General features: G+C 46.0%; 20 protein-coding genes and 1 other RNA gene. 11 read left to right on the top strand and 10 right to left on the bottom strand.

Annotated elements, in window-relative coordinates; all coding sequences use genetic code 11:
- The first annotated feature begins 23 nt into the window (after positions 1-23).
- Positions 24-503, top strand: a complete 480-nt coding sequence (gene trmL, locus B0187_RS03510; protein WP_078236472.1) for a tRNA (uridine(34)/cytosine(34)/5-carboxymethylaminomethyluridine(34)-2'-O)-methyltransferase TrmL — start codon at positions 24-26, stop codon at positions 501-503.
- Positions 504-535: 32 nt separating this feature from the next.
- Here the strand turns inward: trmL and ubiD are convergent, their stop codons facing one another.
- The 5 genes from ubiD to B0187_RS03485 all read right to left on the bottom strand — a co-directional run bounded on the left by ubiD (position 536) and on the right by B0187_RS03485 (position 4953).
- Positions 536-2002 (bottom strand): 4-hydroxy-3-polyprenylbenzoate decarboxylase, encoded by a 1467-nt coding sequence (gene ubiD, locus B0187_RS03505; protein WP_078236471.1) that lies wholly within the window; start codon positions 2000-2002, stop codon positions 536-538.
- A 77-nt stretch (positions 2003-2079) separates the two neighbouring features.
- On the bottom strand, positions 2080-2352 hold the full coding sequence (gene hbs, locus B0187_RS03500) for a non-specific DNA-binding protein Hbs (RefSeq protein ID WP_078236470.1): 273 nt from the start codon (positions 2350-2352) through the stop codon (positions 2080-2082).
- A 111-nt stretch (positions 2353-2463) separates the two neighbouring features.
- Positions 2464-3054 carry a YjaG family protein gene (locus B0187_RS03495; protein WP_078236469.1) on the bottom strand — a complete coding sequence of 197 codons (591 nt, stop codon included), beginning with the start codon at positions 3052-3054 and terminating at the stop codon, positions 2464-2466.
- Positions 3055-3122: 68 nt separating this feature from the next.
- Positions 3123-4187: a uroporphyrinogen decarboxylase gene (hemE, locus tag B0187_RS03490; RefSeq protein WP_078236468.1), complete on the bottom strand. Its 1065-nt coding sequence runs from the start codon at positions 4185-4187 to the stop codon at positions 3123-3125.
- Positions 4188-4401: 214 nt separating this feature from the next.
- Positions 4402-4953 (bottom strand): UPF0149 family protein, encoded by a 552-nt coding sequence (locus B0187_RS03485; protein WP_078236467.1) that lies wholly within the window; start codon positions 4951-4953, stop codon positions 4402-4404.
- An 86-nt stretch (positions 4954-5039) separates the two neighbouring features.
- Between B0187_RS03485 and B0187_RS03480 the strand changes: the two genes are divergently transcribed.
- From B0187_RS03480 to glmM, 4 genes are all read left to right on the top strand, one after another.
- The gene (locus B0187_RS03480; RefSeq protein ID WP_078236466.1) at positions 5040-5348 is read left to right on the top strand and encodes a cell division protein ZapA; all 309 of its coding nucleotides are present in this window, start codon (positions 5040-5042) and stop codon (positions 5346-5348) included.
- 126 nt (positions 5349-5474) lie between these two features.
- A non-coding RNA gene (gene ssrS, locus B0187_RS03475) (6S RNA) lies at positions 5475-5665 on the top strand.
- Positions 5666-6262: a 5-formyltetrahydrofolate cyclo-ligase gene (locus B0187_RS03470; protein WP_078236465.1), complete on the top strand. Its 597-nt coding sequence runs from the start codon at positions 5666-5668 to the stop codon at positions 6260-6262. It abuts the RNA gene before it with no gap.
- Positions 6263-6373: 111 nt separating this feature from the next.
- Positions 6374-7708, top strand: coding sequence for a phosphoglucosamine mutase (gene glmM / locus B0187_RS03465; RefSeq protein WP_078236464.1), 1335 nt, complete (start codon positions 6374-6376; stop codon positions 7706-7708).
- A gap of 70 nt (positions 7709-7778) precedes the next feature.
- Here glmM and ftsX read toward each other — a convergent pair whose 3' ends face one another.
- Genes ftsX through ftsY form a run of 3 tightly spaced genes read right to left on the bottom strand, consistent with a single transcriptional unit; the run spans position 7779 to position 10788 of the window.
- The gene (ftsX, locus tag B0187_RS03460) at positions 7779-8714 is read right to left on the bottom strand and encodes a permease-like cell division protein FtsX (protein ID WP_078236463.1); all 936 of its coding nucleotides are present in this window, start codon (positions 8712-8714) and stop codon (positions 7779-7781) included.
- A gap of 9 nt (positions 8715-8723) precedes the next feature.
- Entirely contained in the window at positions 8724-9383 is a 660-nt protein-coding gene (ftsE, locus tag B0187_RS03455; RefSeq protein WP_078236462.1) for a cell division ATP-binding protein FtsE, read from the bottom strand.
- Positions 9376-10788: a signal recognition particle-docking protein FtsY gene (ftsY, locus tag B0187_RS03450; RefSeq protein ID WP_078236461.1), complete on the bottom strand. Its 1413-nt coding sequence runs from the start codon at positions 10786-10788 to the stop codon at positions 9376-9378. The genes ftsE and ftsY overlap by 8 nt, the downstream gene beginning before the upstream one ends.
- An 87-nt stretch (positions 10789-10875) precedes the next feature.
- Here ftsY and rsmD point away from each other — a divergent pair, with 87 nt between their 5' ends.
- From rsmD to nagA, 4 genes are all read left to right on the top strand, one after another.
- Entirely contained in the window at positions 10876-11466 is a 591-nt protein-coding gene (gene rsmD / locus B0187_RS03445) for a 16S rRNA (guanine(966)-N(2))-methyltransferase RsmD (protein WP_078236460.1), read from the top strand.
- Positions 11466-12239, top strand: a complete 774-nt coding sequence (locus B0187_RS03440; RefSeq protein ID WP_078236459.1) for a phosphotransferase — start codon at positions 11466-11468, stop codon at positions 12237-12239. The genes rsmD and B0187_RS03440 overlap by 1 nt, the downstream gene beginning before the upstream one ends.
- A gap of 119 nt (positions 12240-12358) precedes the next feature.
- Positions 12359-13153 carry a glucosamine-6-phosphate deaminase gene (gene nagB / locus B0187_RS03435; protein WP_078236458.1) on the top strand — a complete coding sequence of 265 codons (795 nt, stop codon included), beginning with the start codon at positions 12359-12361 and terminating at the stop codon, positions 13151-13153.
- A gap of 11 nt (positions 13154-13164) precedes the next feature.
- On the top strand, positions 13165-14313 hold the full coding sequence (nagA, locus tag B0187_RS03430) for an N-acetylglucosamine-6-phosphate deacetylase (RefSeq protein ID WP_078236457.1): 1149 nt from the start codon (positions 13165-13167) through the stop codon (positions 14311-14313).
- Positions 14314-14382: 69 nt separating this feature from the next.
- Here nagA and cdd read toward each other — a convergent pair whose 3' ends face one another.
- On the bottom strand, positions 14383-15276 hold the full coding sequence (gene cdd / locus B0187_RS03425) for a cytidine deaminase (protein ID WP_078236456.1): 894 nt from the start codon (positions 15274-15276) through the stop codon (positions 14383-14385).
- Between the two features lie 22 nt (positions 15277-15298).
- Entirely contained in the window at positions 15299-15655 is a 357-nt protein-coding gene (folB, locus tag B0187_RS03420; RefSeq protein ID WP_078236455.1) for a dihydroneopterin aldolase, read from the bottom strand.
- Positions 15656-15732: 77 nt separating this feature from the next.
- Here folB and plsY point away from each other — a divergent pair, with 77 nt between their 5' ends.
- Both plsY and B0187_RS03410 read left to right on the top strand, forming a co-directional pair.
- Positions 15733-16329 (top strand): glycerol-3-phosphate 1-O-acyltransferase PlsY, encoded by a 597-nt coding sequence (gene plsY / locus B0187_RS03415; protein ID WP_078236454.1) that lies wholly within the window; start codon positions 15733-15735, stop codon positions 16327-16329.
- 89 nt (positions 16330-16418) lie between these two features.
- Positions 16419-17543 carry an LPS O-antigen chain length determinant protein WzzB gene (locus tag B0187_RS03410; protein ID WP_078236453.1) on the top strand — a complete coding sequence of 375 codons (1125 nt, stop codon included), beginning with the start codon at positions 16419-16421 and terminating at the stop codon, positions 17541-17543.
- Positions 17544-17549: the final 6 nt, after the last annotated feature.

The following is a 17549-nucleotide window of genomic DNA, read 5'->3' as shown; positions in this document are numbered from 1 at the left end:
TTTCGTGAAACAGACCGCTTGCTATGTTAGATATTGTGTTATTTGAGCCCGAAATTCCGCAAAATAGCGGAAATATCATTCGCCTTTGTGCAAATTGTGGCTTTCGCCTGCATATGATTGAACCCCTCGGCTTCGCGTGGGACGACAAAAAACTTCGCCGTTCAGGGCTGGATTATCACGAATTTGTCGATATTCAAAAATACCGCAATTTTGAGGATTTCCTCGAACGAGCCAAGCCCAAACGCCTGTTCGCCCTCACCACCAAAGGCGAACCCAACCATAGCGATGTGCGTTATGAATTGGGGGATTTTTTGATGTTCGGCCCCGAAAGCCGCGGCTTGCCGAAAGCGATTTTGGACGGCCTACCGATGTCGCAAAAAATCCGAATCCCAATGTGTAAAGATAGCCGCAGTATGAATTTATCCAACTCGGTCGCCGTGGTGGTTTACGAAGCGTGGCGACAGTTTGGCTACCCAAATAGCGTGCCGAGGCAGGCGATTTAATGGAAAGGGGAAAATACTTTCCCCTTTTAAGATTAATCAATCCCCAAACTTTCCCAAATTTGGTCGACTTTTTTGACGACATCGGCGTTTTTCTTGATCGGCACGCCCCATTCTCGTTGGGTTTCGCCTTGCCATTTATTGGTAGCGTCGATTCCCATTTTTGAGCCTAAGCCAGCCACGGGTGAGGCGAAATCGAGGTAGTCGATTGGGGTGTTTTCGATCAGGGTGGTGTCCCGTGCAGGGTCGCAGCGGGTGGTAATCGCCCAGATCACGTCTTTCCAGTCGCGGGCGTTCACATCGTCATCGCACACAATCACAAATTTGGTGTACATAAATTGGCGTAAGAACGACCAAACCCCCATCATCACTCGCTTGGCGTGGCCGGCGTATTGCTTTTTGATCGTTACCACCGCGAGGCGGTAGGAACAGCCCTCGGGCGGTAAGTAGAAATCGACAATTTCGGGAAATTGCTTTTGCAAAATCGGGATAAACACTTCATTCAACGCCTCGCCCAACACCGCAGGTTCATCAGGCGGTCGCCCCGTGTAGGTGGAATGGTAAATCGGATCTTTCCGCATTGTGATGTGGGTTACGGTAAACACAGGGAAATATTCTTGCTCGTTGTAGTAGCCCGTGTGGTCGCCATAAGGGCCTTCGAGGGCGGTTTCATTCGGGTCGATGTAGCCCTCTAACACAATTTCCGCACTGGCTGGCACTTCCAGAGCATTGCTGATCGATTTCACCACTTCGGTTTTATACCCTCGCAACAGCCCTGCGAACGCATATTCGGACAGAGTATCGGGAATCGGCGTAACCGCCGCCAAAATCGTAGCAGGATCTGCCCCCAACGCCACCGAAACAGGGAACGGCTGATTTGGGTTCGCCTCTTGCCACTCTTGGAAATCCAACGCTCCACCACGGTGCGAGAGCCAACGCATAATCAACTTATTTTTGCCGATTAACTGTTGACGATAAATGCCGAGATTTTGCCGTTTTTTGTAAGGCCCTTGGGTAATCGTCAAGCCCCAAGTAACGAGGGGGGCGACGTCCCCTTCCCAGCAGTGCATAATCGGCAATTTGTACAAATCCACATCCTCGCCCGACAGCACCACCTGCTGACAATCCGCCTTGCTCAATACTTTGCTCGGCATATTTAGCACCAGCTTCCATTGTGGCAACTGCCCGATCAAATCCTTGAAGCCCTTTGGCGGTTCAGGCTCTTTCAAAAATGCCAACAGCTTGCCGAGTTCTCTCAGGGCGGAAGTATCCGCTTGCCCCATTCCCATTGCCACCCGCTTCGGCGTGCCGAACAGGTTGCAAAGCACAGGCATATCATAGCCTTTCGGGTTTTCAAACAACAACGCCGCCCCGCCTTTGCGTAAGGTGCGGTCGGCAATTTCGGTCATTTCAAGGTAAGGGTCGATTTCCTGTTTGATACGCACCAGCTCGCCCTGCTGTTCAAGCAGATCAAGAAATTCTCGTAGGTTTTTGTATTTCATCTTGGTTGGATTTTGTGGGGCTAAAAAGCAAAATGGCTAGATTTTATCATCTAGCCATTTTTTCTTGCTAAAAAGAATTATTTTACTAAATCTTTTAATGCTTTACCTGCAACGAATGCTGGTACTTTTGATGCAGCGATTTTGATTTCTTCGCCAGTTTTAGGGTTACGACCAGTGCGTGCTTTACGCTCGTTCACTTTGAAAGTACCGAAACCGATAAGTTGAACTGCATCACCTTTTTTGAGGCTTGCAGAGATTGCGTCTAATGTTGCTTCTAATGCTGCTTTCGCATCTTTCTTGCTTAACTCAGCACCTGCTGCGATTGCATCGATCAATTCAGTTTTGTTCATAGTAATATCCTCTGAGGTATTTATGTTTGTTGCAATAAAATGCCTGTCTAGCTTAATTCAAACCGTCGATTTCTCAAATAGAAAAATCGAAAAATTACCTAAAAAATGGTTTTATTGATTAAATTTTAAACCAATATTGCTGATCCCGCTCTCTCTAATCTCATTTTTTAAGCCCAAAATCAGCTCGACATCTCGTTCTTCGCACTCGTTAAGCAAACGATAAACCTGCCATTGCACGTCCAATTCTTCTTGAATTTCGGCGGAATTTTTTAATTCTTGCTCATTCAATTCACGGTCGAGTTGGGTTTCCAAATAGGTCGCCACCGTGCCGAGGGAAATTTGGCTAAGACGAATCGCTTGTTCGAGGGTTGAGCCTGCAATCAAGCTATGCAGCAGTTCGCTCAACCCCTCGCACGCTTCTTGGGCGGGGAAAACGCCGTAAAAATCAAATTCGTTCACGTCAGGAATAATCTCTTCCAACTTTTCGAGCTGATTTTCAAAGTTGATTTTCGCCCCTTTGACGGTCAAATGTTCCCACACGAGGTTGAGAATGTTTTGGAAAATTTTGGCGTGATCCGACCGCTTGCTCACCTCGCAAAACAGTTGAAAATTCGGCATCATCCGCTCGCACAGGCACGCCATAAAAGTGAGGTGTTGCCACGATTCAAAACGTTCCATTCGTTTATGGATAGGATTTCGCATTGTATTCCTCTCGCTGAACAAGCGGTCAGATTCGCGAAAATTTCGTGCAATCTCACCGCTTGCAATGATTATTTATGGTAGATTTTTGAATAATGATGCACCGTATCCACCAGCACTTTCGGGCTTTCGGTCGGCACATCTTGGTGGATACCGTGTCCGAGATTGAAGATGTGTCCTGAGCCTTGCCCAAAACTGTCTAAAATCGTTTTCACTTCCTGCTCAATTCGCTCTGGCGAGGCGTAAAGTACGCTCGGATCGAGGTTGCCCTGCAACGCCACTTTATGCCCCACACGGCGGCGAGCGTCCCCAATATCTACCGTCCAATCTAGCCCCACCGCATCGCAGCCCGTATCCGCAATCGCCTCTAACCACAAGCCACCGCCTTTGGTAAAGAGGGTAACAGGCACTTTTCTTCCCTCGTTTTCACGGATTAAGCCGTCCACGATTTTGTGCATATAGCGTAACGAAAATTCGAGGTAATCACGGTGAGCCAGCACGCCACCCCAAGTGTCGAAAATCATTACCGACTGAGCCCCTGCCTTGATTTGAGCGTTGAGGTATAAAATCACGCTGTCGGCAAGTTTGTCGAGCAGTTTATGCAACAAAGCAGGTTCTGCGTAGAGCATTTTTTTGATTTTGGTAAAGGCTTTGCTACTTCCGCCCTCAACCATATAGGTCGCTAACGTCCACGGGCTGCCCGAAAAACCGATTAACGGCACTTCGCCTTTTAGTTCACGGCGAATGGTGCGAACAGCGTTCATCACATATTGCAACTCGCTTTCAGGATCAGGGATCGGCAAATTATCCACATCGGCTTGGCGTTCAATCGGACGAGCAAATTTCGGGCCTTCGCCTGCCCCAAAACTCAGCCCTAAGCCCATTGCATCGGGGATCGTCAAAATGTCGGAAAACAGGATCGCTGCGTCCAAATCATAACGGCGAAGCGGCTGCAAAGTAACTTCGCACGCCAAATCCGCATTACGGCAAAGGCTCATAAAATCGCCTGCCTCGGCACGGGTTGCCTTATATTCTGGCAGATAACGCCCCGCTTGACGCATCATCCACACGGGGGTCATATCCACAGGTTCACGCAATAAAGCACGCAAATATCGGTCGTTTTTGAGGGTTGTCATTTTGGTTCTCTCTTAGATTTAGTGAAATTTTAATCATTTTCTTACTATTTATCCCCTCTCCCACTTGTGGGAGAGGGAGGAGAAAATCCGCAGGATTTTCGGAGGGAGAGGGGATACAAGCGGTAAGATTCTCATAAATTTCCCTCTCCCTGATTTTTACTTCTGAACGAAGTAAAAATCGTCCCTCTCCCGTAAACGTGAGAGGGTATTGGAACTAATGCAATTGCGGCTTTTCCGCTGGTTTGTCGAGGGCGAAATGGCTATGCAAAAATAACGCCACCACGCGTAGATATTCGACAATTTCCTCGCCCGCTTCAATCAGTTCGGCGTTGTCATCGTCTTCGTGGTAGCCCAATTTGGCGATTTCGTCTAAATCGTCCACCGCTTCGCCCACTTCGTCCGTTTCTTGCTGTAATTTCGGTTGAGCCACGCCCAAGCCGAGCAAAAAGTGGCTCGTCCATTCGGCGATGCCGTCCGCCAAGGCGAAACCGTCTTCCTCGTTGGCGGGCAGCCAGAGGCTAAATAGAGTGTTGGCTTGTTGGTAGCTTTCGCCGAGTTGCTGATAAAAATCGCTCAATTCAGCAAGAGGGGCTTGGGAAAAGGCGTGTCCATCATTAGTGAATTGGTAAGTGAGGGTTTTCCACGATTCATCTTGCACGCCACCTGCGATCAAACCACTTAAAAAGCCGTGAAATTCGGCGGGGGTGTCGCTGATTTGCAGATCTTTGATCAGTTTTTGAAAATCGCTTGCTTGTTGAATTGCCATTTGATTTGTCAGCTCGCTATTTGATTGAGATTAAAAGGGTGGCATAATAGCAAAAATTTTGATTTTTATGTGAGGATTTTCCCCCTATGTCGGCAAATAATATCGAATTGCAGATTTTTGGACAGGTTTTTCGTTTGAGCTGCCCTGTTGATCAACAAGAAGCCCTGCTGGCTTCGGCACAACGCTTAGAGGAACGGGTTTCTGCCTTTAAAGAGCAGTCAAAAATCATTCAGTTTGAAAAAGTGTTGGCAATCGTTGCCCTCAATCTCAATTACGAATTAGAGCAAGAAAAGCAGAAAAATGCAGACAATAAAAATGTGTTAGAGGCTTGCATCAAGCAGCTCGATAGCTCATTGAGTAAATTTCAAACCAGTGAATCAGTGGTGTTAGAATAATTCCCACCGCAAAATTTCGTGTAAACCGACCGCTTGCAAGCGGTCTTTTTCCGCATAAAATTTATGCCATCGCATTTTTTCTGATGTGGAACACTAGGAAAATCGGCAAAATTCCGTTAATATCTCGCTCGTCTGGGGTGTGCGTTGTTGGTTACGTCCCTGAGCCGATAATTAAACACTTTGAGTTGGGCATTAAACTGCTGGTGAGCAGGCTCAGCTACTTCGGTAGATTGAGAAGCCTAAAAGCGGTTACGTTCGACTCGCCTTGAACCGTCTGGTTCAAGGACCATCACTGATGACGGCACTTCGGACACCCTATGAACATTTCTCAACTATCGCAATTATCTCAACAAGCCCAACAACGGCAACAACTTCGCCAGCAAATGCGAGCCAAACGGCTTGCCCTCACCGCCGAGCAACAACAGCGTTCCGCCCTTAGCCTAATTGAGCCAGCGTTACAACTGATCGAACAATACCACGCCGAACATTTAGCATTTTATCTGCCATTCAACGGCGAAATTTCGCCCTTGCCGTTAATTGACCGCTTGCGAACCCTCAACAAACAGATTTACCTGCCCGTCCTGCACCCGTTCAGCCACACCCAACTGCTCTTTTTACACTACGAAAGCGACTGCCAACTCGTGCCGAACCGTTTTGGCATTTTAGAACCCCGCCTTGACGTGCGAAAAGTGCTGCCCGTCTCACAATTAGAGATGATTTTTACCCCCCTCGTGGCGTGCGACAAACAAGGCAACCGTCTCGGAATGGGCGGCGGATTTTACGACCGCACCCTCGCCCAATCCCCCCATTTAATCAGCGTCGGGCTGGCTCATCATTGCCAACAAGTTGAACAATTACCCATTGAAAATTGGGATATGCCTTTGAGCCATTTGATCGTGGCAGAGGCGGTTTAGACGTTGCAAGCGGTAGGATTTTTGAAAAAATCTTACCCCTTGCCCTTTCCTCATCGCCTGCGAACCTTTAAAATGCCACTATTTTTTATTCGCCAACAAAAGGAAACAGAAATGGCTGAACGTAAATATTTTGGCACCGATGGGGTGCGTGGTGAGGTGGGGAAATTTCCGATTACCCCTGAATTTGCCCTGAAATTAGGTTGGGCGGCGGGCAAGGTGCTTGCCACCCAAGGCACGAAGAAAGTGTTAATCGGGAAAGATACCCGTATTTCGGGCTATATGTTGGAATCGGCGTTGGAAGCAGGTTTGGCGGCAGCAGGGTTATCGGCGGCGTTTGTCGGCCCGATGCCAACCCCTGCGATTGCCTATTTGACCCGCACTTTCCGTGCCGAGGCAGGGATCGTAATTTCCGCTTCACACAACCCTTACCACGACAACGGGATCAAATTCTTCTCGTCCATTGGCGAAAAATTACCCGATGAAGTGGAAGAGGCGATTGAGGCAATGCTCGATCAGCCGATGGATTGTGTCGAATCCTCTCACTTAGGGAAAGCCAGCCGAATCAACGATGCCGCAGGGCGTTATATCGAATTTTGTAAAGGCACATTTCCTGCCCATTTAAGTTTGAACGGCTACAAAATCGTGGTCGATTGTGCCAACGGTGCGACTTACCACATCGCCCCAAATGTAATGCGTGAGCTAGGGGCGGAAGTGATCGAAATCGGCACCGAGCCGAACGGTCTCAACATCAACGAAAAATGTGGGGCGACCGACATCAAATTGTTGCAAGCCAAAGTGGTGGAAACAGGGGCGGACGTGGGCTTAGCCTATGACGGCGACGGCGACCGTTTGATTATGGTCGATCACTTAGGCAACAAAGTCGATGGCGACCAAATTTTGTTCATCATCGCTCGTGAAGCCTTGCGTGCAGGTAAATTGCAAGGTGGTGTGGTCGGCACACTAATGAGCAATATGAGCCTTGAAATTGCCCTCAAAGAGCTTGCCATTCCATTCGTGCGTGCCAATGTGGGCGACCGCTATGTGTTGGAACAGTTGAAAGAAAAAGGCTGGAAATTCGGCGGCGAAAACTCGGGGCATTTGATTATCCTCGACAAAAACACCACGGGCGACGGCATTATTGCGTCCCTTGAAGTGCTGTCGGCGATGGCAACCCACAAAATGAGCCTCAACGAACTTGCCAAAGCCGTGCCACTGTTCCCACAAGTGTTGCTCAACGTGCGTTTTGCTGGCGGTGCAAATCCGCTTGAAAGTGCCGAAGTAAAAGCAGTCGCCGCCGAAGTGGAACAACGTTTAGCAGGCAAAGGACGAATTTTATTGCGTAAATCCGGCACCGAGCCGTTGATCCGCGTAATGGTTGAATGCGAAGACGGCGAACTTGCTCAACGTTGTGCGGAAGAAATTGTTGAAGCGGTAAAGCGTAACTAATCTTTATAAAAAAGGCGTATTAAAATACGCCTTTTTTATTGATTGAAATTTTTAAAAATCCCACCGCTTGTTAGCGTGATCCAAGGCGTTGGATATGGCGGTTGGTGGCGATTTTGGCGGAAAGCCAGCCGATAAAAATGCAGAAGCTGATCAGGAAGAACATTTCGCTGAATGCTAAACCGTTCATTTCAAATTTGACCGTGAACATATCGGTAACGTATTTCACCACGCTGCCGAAATAGCCGATCAAAAAAGCACTAAATAGCATCGCTAACAGGCTACCGAGCAAACCATAAATTACGCCTTTGTAGATAAATGGGCGAGAGATGAAATAGTCGGTTGCCCCCAATAATTGTTGCACTTCGATTGATGCACGGCTGTTTGAGACATCGGAACGGACGCTATTGCCGATCACAAGGAACACCGCCACCATCATTAACAGAGTGCAGACCATTGCGACACGGGCAATGAGCTGGGTTAATGCGGATAATTTTTCCAGCCAGCCATTATCCAAACGCACCTCTTGCACCCCTTTGATTTGCTGTAAACCGTCTCGGAATGAGAGCATTGAATCGTTGTTGGTAAAGGTTTTTTTCGGTTTGAGGGTTACCACCGCGGGCAGAGGGTTGTCGTCCAAAATATCAAGGGCATCGTTAAAGCCCGACCACGTTCTAAATTCCTCTAAACTTTGCTGGCGAGAAATGTAGTTCAAAGATTCGATCTTATCAGGGGCAAATTGACGAATACGATCCACCACCGCATTGATGTCCAATTCCGATAAATTTTTATCCAAATAGACCGTCAATTCAGGTTCAGGATAAAACTGGTTTGCCGCGTTGCTGGTGTTTTTCCAGAGCAAATAGCTGACGGTTGGAATGGTGAGCGACACCGCAATCACCAGCACCGTAATAAAAGTGCCAAATTTTCGTTTCAGCAGATCCTGCCAAACGGAACGCAAAATATAACGGGTTTCTGCCCCTAATTTGGTATTGAGTAAAAAACGCATTATTTTTCCTTAATTTCTCAAATGCCCTTGCTCTAACACTAAACAAGGTTTTGGACGTTGAGCGATAATGTTGGTGTCGTGGGTCGCAATCAGCACCGTTGTGCCATTTTGACGGTTGAAATCTTCAAACAGGCGGAAAATTTCAAAGGATAATTTTTCGTCAAGGTTACCCGTCGGTTCATCGGCAAGCAGTAATTGAGGGCGATGAATAATTGCTCTGGCAATATCCACCCGTTGCTGTTCGCCGCCCGAAAGGTGGTGCGGCAGATAGTTCGCTTTCGCCTCTAAACCGACACATTCCAACGCATAATACGCCTCACGCTTGACGATTTCTGGGCTGATACCTCGCACAATCAACGGCAACGAAACGTTATCCAACACGGTGCGATCCGACAACAAACGGTAATCTTGATGCACCATTCCAATTTGGCGGCGTAAGAACGGCTGTTCGTGGCTTGCCAAGCGGGTAATATCGTGTCCGTTAAACAGAATTTGCCCGCCATTGGCTCGCTCAATTCCCATAATCAATTTGAGCAGGGTACTTTTGCCCGCCCCTGAATGCCCTGTTAGATAAGTCATACTACCTGCGGGCAATTCAAAACTGATATTTTGCAAGGCAACTTGCTTGCCGCCCATATAGGCTTTGTTCACGTTACTAAATTTAATCATTTTTTTCGTCCTCGTGGGCAAACAGGGCTTCGATAAACTCTTCGGCGTGGAATGGGCGAAGATCGTCAATTTTCTCGCCGACCCCGATAAAGCGGATCGGAATGTTGAACTGATCAGCAATTGCAAAAATCACGCCCCCTTTTGCTGTGCCGTCGAGTTTGGTGAGGGTAATTCCCGTCAAGCCCACCGCTTCATTAAACAGTTTGGCTTGGCTGATCGCATTTTGCCCTGTGCCAGCGTCAAGGGTGAGCATAATTTCGTGCGGGGCGGTTTCGTCATATTTTTTCATCACTCGCACGATTTTTTTCAATTCGTCCATTAAGTGATTTTTATTTTGCAAACGTCCTGCGGTGTCAGCGATCAACACATCGATCCCTTTCGCTGCCGCTGATTGCATTGCATCGAAAATCACCGAAGCGGAATCCGCCCCCGTTGCTTGGGCGACCACAGGAATGTTGTTGCGTTCGCCCCAAACTTGCAACTGCTCAACGGCTGCCGCTCGGAAGGTGTCGCCCGCCGCCAACATTACCGATTTGCCCTCGCTTTGGAATTTGCGAGCCAGCTTACCAATGGTGGTGGTTTTGCCCACGCCGTTCACGCCCACCATTAAGATCACATAAGGTTTTTTGTCGCTCAATTCGAGGGGTTGAGCCACAGGTTTAAGCACGTTGGCAAGTTCCACTTTAAGCTGTTGGTAAAGCAATTCCGCATCACGCAGCTGCTGTTTGCTGGCGTGTTGGGTGAGGTTGTTGATGATTTTTTGGGTGGTTGGCATTCCCAAATCGGCGATCAACAGCTGTTCTTCCAATTCTTCAAACAGATCATCGTCAATTTTTTTGCCACGGAACAGATTACGGAAACCCGAGCCGATATTTTGCTTGGTTTTGATTAAGCCTTTGATTAAACGGCTAAAAAATCCGCCCTCGCTTGGTTTTTCTTGATATTGTTCACTTTCTAGTTCAGTTTCGGGTTCGGCTTCGATTGCTGTTTCAATCGGATCGACTTGTTCCTCAGCTTCAATTTCAAAAGTTTCGGTTTCTGGCTCGAAAACGACCGCTTGTGCTTGGTTAAAATCAGTTTCTTGCTCGGCAAGCGGTGCGATTTCCTCGATTTTTGGCTCAACATCTTCTGCCACTGCTGGCTCAACGGTTGCAGGTTCAGCTAAAATTTCATCGGAACTGACCGCTTGTTCTGGCTCGATTTGTGCGGTTTGCTCGTTTTCTTGTTGTTCGGCAAGATCCGCCAACTGCTCGGTGGTTTGGTTCAGTTGTTCAATACTCTGATTGAGGTTTTCAATTTCTGTTGTGTGTTCAACCTGTTCGGCTTGTTGTTCGACTGGCTGTTCGGCTTGCTCTTTTTTACCAAAACCGAGCCACGACCAAAATCCTTTCTTCTTCTCTGACATATTTTTGCTCTCTCGACATCATAAAAATGCCCATTTTGCACCAAAATGGACTAAACTTGCGTAGTTTATCATTTTTATTTGTGTTGTATGAAAAAAAATCGTCATTCTCACGCAATGGGCGAGGTGCGGATTATCGCAGGGCTTTGGCGGGGGCGAAAATTGCCCGTGTTAAATGCTGAGGGCTTACGTCCCACCACCGACCGTGTCAAAGAAACCCTATTTAACTGGTTGATGATGGACATCGCCAACGCTCGCTGTTTGGATTGCTTTGCAGGCAGTGGCTCACTAGGTTTTGAGGCGTTGTCTCGTCAAGCACAAGCGGTGATTTTCCTCGAAAAATTTGCCCCTGCTGCGAACCAACTCAACAAAAATTTGGCAAGCCTTAAATCGGCAAATGGCACGGTGGTGCAGACGGATAGTTTAGGCTATCTCGCTCAACCCAATCCAAATGCCCCTTTTGATCTGGTGTTTATCGATCCGCCTTTTCATTGTGGGTTAGTTCCACAAGTGATTGATTTATTAGCAAAAAATCAATGGCTTGCCGACAATGCATTGCTTTATATCGAGACGGAAAAAGATCACGCCCCTCTCACTCTGCCCGAAGGCTGGCAGATCCTTAAAGAGAAAACCGCAGGGCAGGTGGTGAGCCGCTTAGTACGGATAAATGGTGCGAGCTAATGGAAAATAAAGTCGCTCAATGGCTGGCGGAAAATCGTTTGCAAGGGGTGCGATCCTGCCAAATTTTAGACGGGCAAACCCGATGTAGCCACAAACTTGAAACCACCGATGGCGAGCAGTATGTGCTACGCCAGCCTAGTCAGCGAGCCATCAATTTGGGGGTGGATTTTCAGCAAGAAGTGCAGATTTTACGCCTGATCGCCCCTCTCAACATTGCCCCGCAAGTTGTGGCTCACACGGAAACATTTAGCCTGTTGCAATGGATTGAGGGGCAATCCCCTCGCGAATTTAGCGACCATTTGCTGATACAACTTGCCGATCTACTTGCCAAATTACACCAATTTTCGCCATTACAAGCGGTAGGATTCCGCCAAATTTCAACACGCCTTAACCTGGCGGAACGTTGCCAGTTCTTGTGGGAACAGCTTTCGCCTTGCCAGCAGCAGGCCCTGCCCTTTTCGCCCCCGTTTCCTCATATTGAGCCGTTTGGCGAGGCAATTTGCCATCACGATCTACATTTAGGTAATCTGATCCAACAAGGCGATCATATTTATTTGATCGACTGGGAATATGCGGCACTTTCCGATCCTGCCTTAGAATTTGCGTTATTGTGGGCGAATAATCCCTTTAATCAAGATCAGCAAAACAGGCTATTAAGTCGCTATTTGTCTCAAACTGGTTGGGAAAAAACGTTATTTTTAGCTAAAATTGGCGAATACCAACCGCTTGTAACTCAACTGAATCAGCTTTGGGCATTATTGGCTAGAAATTGATTTTGATCGAAAAATTGTCGATTTAAACTACAAAACATAGTAAAACTTCATTATAATCTTTTGGATTGAAGTAAGGTTATCAAATTATCTAACAATAAACTATCTAAAAGGGGAACACTATGCGTTTAGTACCATTAAATACTGCCGAAGACGTGAGCCATTGGGCGGCTCGTCATATTGTTGATCGAATCAATGCTTTCCAACCGACTGCCGATAAGCCGTTTGTGCTAGGTTTGCCAACGGGCGGCACGCCACAAAAAACCTATCAAGCGTTAATAAAACTCTATCAAGCAGGGGAAGTGAGCTTTAAAAACGTGGTTACGTTCAATATGGACGAATATGTCGGCTTGCCAAAAGAACACCCAGAAAGCTACCACACTTTTATGCACCAAAATTTCTTTGATCACGTGGATATTCAACCGCAAAATATCAATTTGCTAAACGGAATGGCGGACGATGTGGAAGCGGAATGTCAGCGTTATGAGGATAAAATCCGTGCTTACGGTAAAATTCATCTGTTTATGGGCGGTGTTGGGGTGGATGGGCATATTGCCTTCAATGAGCCAGCTTCGTCTTTAAGTTCTCGCACTCGCATTAAAACCTTGACCGAAGATACACTGATTGCGAACTCTCGCTTTTTCAATAATGATGTCAATCAAGTGCCGAAATTTGCCCTAACGGTTGGGGTGGGGACTTTGCTTGATGCGGAAGAAGTGATGATTTTGGTTACGGGGCATAATAAGGCGTTGGCGTTGCAGGCTTGCGTTGAGGGGGCGGTCAATCATTTGTGGACGATCAGTGCCTTGCAGTTGCACCGCCGTGCGATTGTGGTGTGCGATGAGCCTGCTACCCAAGAACTCAAAGTTAAAACCGTCAAATATTTCAAACAGTTAGAGCAAAATGTCGCTCGTTAAGAGAGGATAAAATGAACCATTACGCACTCACCAATGGCGTGATTTACACGGGGTCGCAGGTGCTTTATCAGCACGCCGTGATCGTCAAAAACGACAAAATAGAAGCGGTGGTTTCCGAGCAAAATTTAGCGGACGATTTGCCTCGTATTGATTTGCAAGGGGCAAATCTCACCGCAGGTTTTATTGATTTGCAACTCAACGGTTGCGGTGGCGTGATGTTCAATGAGGAAACTACCGTCCGCACCCTTGAAATAATGCAGGAAACCAACCTTAAATCAGGCACGACTAGCTATTTGCCTACCTTTATCACCGCCCCCGATGAGGGAATGAAGCAAGCGGTGGCGGTAATGCGTGAATACCTCGCCAAATACCAAAATCAAGCCCTCGGCTTGCACTTGGAAGGCCCTTATTTGAGCATTGCCAAGAAAGGTGTTCACCGCCCTGAATATATCCGCACTGCAAGCGGTGAGATGATCGATTTTCTTTGCCAAAATAGCGACGTGATCAGCAAAATCACCTTGGCGGCAGAAAATCCAACGGCGGATTATATTCCCCGTTTCCGTGAGGCGGGGATTATCGTCTCAATCGGACATTCCAACGCCACTTACGCCCAAGCCAAACAGCGGATCGCCGAGGGGATCAACTTCGCCACTCACTTACATAATGCAATGTCGCCCGTCAGCTCGGGGCGAGACGGAGGCGTAGTCGGGGCGGTGCTAGATAGTGATATTTATACGGGCATTATCGTAGACGGTTTACACGTTGAATGGGGCAATGTGCGGATCGCCAAAAAAGTGAAAGGCGACAAATTGATTATCGTAACGGATGCGGTTGCCCCTGCTGGCACGAAAATGGAATCCTTTATTTTTGTCGGCAAAAAAGTGTTTGTGAAAGACGGCAAATGCTTTGACGAAAACGGCTCTCTCGGTGGGGCAGCGATCACAATGATCGAATCCGTCCGCAATATGGCGCAACACACCGATGTGCCGCTCGATGAAGTGCTAAGAATGTGCAACCTCTACCCAGCCCGAGCGATTGGGGTGAGCGACAAACTTGGCTCAATCGAAGTCGGCAAAATCGCCAACCTCACCGCCTTCAATCATCAATTTGAAGTGATCGGCACGGCGGTGAATGGGGAATGGAAAGCCAACAAGGGGTAGGATTCTCAGAAATTTTGGCTAATCCTACCCCTTGTAAATCCCTTGAAATGAATTTCAAGGGATTTTTATTTAAATTTCAATGACTTCCAGTTCTAAGCCGAAATGGCTTCGACACAATGCTTGGGTAATCGCTAGATGGCTGGATTTGCCTTTTCGTTCGGCAAAAACAACTCGGCTGACTTTTTGATCACTCAATCCTAGTAATCGCTGATAGTTGATCGCAGATTGTAGCGGTAAGAAACTTGGGTTAAAGGCAGCATTTTCAGCATAACGCCCTGCGAGAATTTGCTCGCCCACTTGGATTGCCACCGCACTGATCGCACCGCTATATGGGGCATAGGATTGTGCCGCTTGTTGAATGGCGGTTTGGGTGAGAAGATCGCCTCGCACGGTAACGGGGTGATTTTGTGGATCGAACAATACCTTTTCAATCGCCAAATTTTTCGGGCCGAAAGAATCGGGCAGATAGCTATGCAATAAATTATTTTGGCTGTGTGGCAGATGAATCTGCAAATTTTCGGCGGTGTTGAGTTCATTCATAAATTGACGGCAATGTCCACACGGGGTGGTATTCACCACCATATCGGTAATGGCTGTTTCGCCAGCCAACCACGCGTGGGAAATGGCACTCTGTTCGGCGTGTACCGTTTGTTGAATGGCAACCGCAGAATACTCTTGGTTCGCCCCAAAATAGAATGTGCCAGATTGCCCAATTGCCACAGCCCCAACATAAAATTCTGAAACGGGAACATAGGCGTAGCAAGCAGACAACGGCACGCAGTGTAGGGCAAGTTCGATAGTCGATAATCCAAACTCTTGCTGACATTCAGCAATAAAATCAGACGAGAATTGCCCTTTGAATTGTTGCTTTTCAAGTTGCTCGAACAAGTGGGTGGTTACTGGATTATTTTGCGTTTGCACAACATTGTGTAAACGTTGCGAAATGGCGGCAAGATTTGGCATTTTTCCCCCTTTTTTGATGTTTTTATAATGATCCCCGTTCCACGATCACACCAACGCTAGTCGCTTGTGCAACGGCTTTCGGTTTGTGTAATTCGATGCGTAACCATTTGAGTTGGTACTCTTGTTGTAATTTTTCAGCCACCTGATGAGCCACCGTTTCCACTAATTTGAAGGGTTGAGATTCGACAAATTTCAACACTTTTTCGGAAATTTCCGCATAATTTAAGCAGTATTGTACATCATCGGTGGCGACCGCTTGGCTGAAATCCCACGCCATTTCAATGTTAAACATAAGACGTTGCTTGATAGTGTGTTCCCACTCATAAGCCCCAATCGAAGCAAAAGCGGTTAATTCGTGGATAAAAACTTTGTCGCTCATAGGTTTTCCTTTAATTATATTTTTTTCGCTCATATTCGGCTAGAATAGCACAAGATTTTACTGATACAGGACAAATTATGAGTGTAATTGCCTATTTTATGATTGTTTTCGCTTATTTATTAGGCTCAATTTCTAGTGCAATTCTCTTTTGTAAGTTAGCGGGCTTGCCTGACCCTCGCACCGAAGGCTCGAAAAATCCAGGGGCGACCAATGTGTTACGCATCGGCGGAAAACTGTCTGCGTTGGGCGTGTTACTTGCCGATATTTTAAAAGGAATGTTGCCCGTGGCAATCGCATTCAAACTTGAATTATCGCCAACGGCAATCGGCTTGATAGCCCTTGCCAGCTGTTTAGGGCATATTTTCCCTATTTTCTTCAAATTCAGAGGCGGAAAAGGCGTGGCAACAGCTTTTGGCACAATTATTCCATTCGGCTATGAAATTGCAGGGCTTGCGGTGTTAGTTTGGCTTTCGATATTTCTAATTTTTGGCTACTCATCGTTAAGTGCGGTAGTGGTTTCACTCATCCTGCCAGCCTTTGTTTGGTGGTTTAAACCTGAATTTACCTTTCCTGTTGCATTGGTATGTTGCCTACTCATCTATCGCCACCACGACAACATACAAAGGTTATGGCGGGGGCAAGAACTACCTCTTATTAAAAGAAACAAAATTTAAGGCTTCCCTCTCTCGGTTTTTGTTTTACTTGCTAAATGGATTCAAGTAGAATGCAACAAAGATCTTTCCCCCTTATTTAGGCTATTAAAATGAATAAAGACTTACATACGCAATCTTCAAATGGCAAGGCATCTGAGCTTGATCTAATCGAATTAGCCCAACTACTTTGGTCTAAAAAGTTATGGATAGGGCTGTTTACTATTGTATTTACTCTGCTTGCAGGAATTTATGCTTTTACAGCCAAAGAGCGTTGGACTTCAACGGCTGAAATTATTCGTCCTAAGTTGGTCGATCTCGGGAATTATTATGAAATTAGACAAGAATATGCTCGTATTACCAATACTGAATTAGATTATTTATCATTAATTAATGGTTTCTTTCTAAACTTTAATCAACTCGCCAACTCACTAGACGAGAGAGAAGAATTTTTTAAAAATTCTGCTTTCTATAAGAAAGAAATTGAAAATGTTGATGAAAAAAAACAACGTTCAATTCTGGCTGATATGATCAATAAAGACTTAGTGATTACTAAACCAGATCCTAAAAAAGAAGATGATATGATTGGATATAAAATATCTTTCTCTGCTACAACAGCTCAAGAGGCAAGAAGTACATTAGAACAATTTATCCAATTTATCGACAACAAAACTTACCAAGCTGAAAAACAAAATTTCACAATTGGATTTCAAGAAAAAATCAAAGATTTAGAATATGAAAAAGCAATGTTAGAAAAAGATCTATCCATTGCAAAAACAGTACAATTAGAGAATTTAGACAAAGCTTACAACATCGCAGAGAAAGCTGGTATCAAAGAGTATTCTAAAACATTAGGAAATAATGATATCAATCAAGCTCTTGCGATTAGTGATGCAAAAATTCCATTATCTGATTCGAAATTAAGTGATGGTTCATATCTCTTTATGTTAGGTGAGAAATATCTAAAAGCACAAATTGATGTGGTAAATAAAGATAAGGTTATTTATCCACCAAGATATTATCAAATACAAGAGCAATTAAGAGAATTATTACCTCTCTTTAAGAAATTGGAAACAGCAAAAACGAGTACATTTAGATACTTATCCTCGCCAGATTATCCTGTATCTAAGGATAAACCGAAAAGAGCGTTAATTCTATTGCTTGGTTTTGTTTTCGGATTATTATTATCCTCAGTATTTATTTTAGCTAAACATATTATCTTTAATAAAAAATCGTAATTGGGC

Source organism: Haemophilus paracuniculus, from assembly GCF_002015115.1.
GTDB classification, from domain to species: Bacteria; Pseudomonadota; Gammaproteobacteria; order Enterobacterales; family Pasteurellaceae; genus Haemophilus_E; species Haemophilus_E paracuniculus.
Note: the sequence above shows the minus strand (reverse complement) of the source record. Positions and strands in the feature narration are given on the sequence as shown.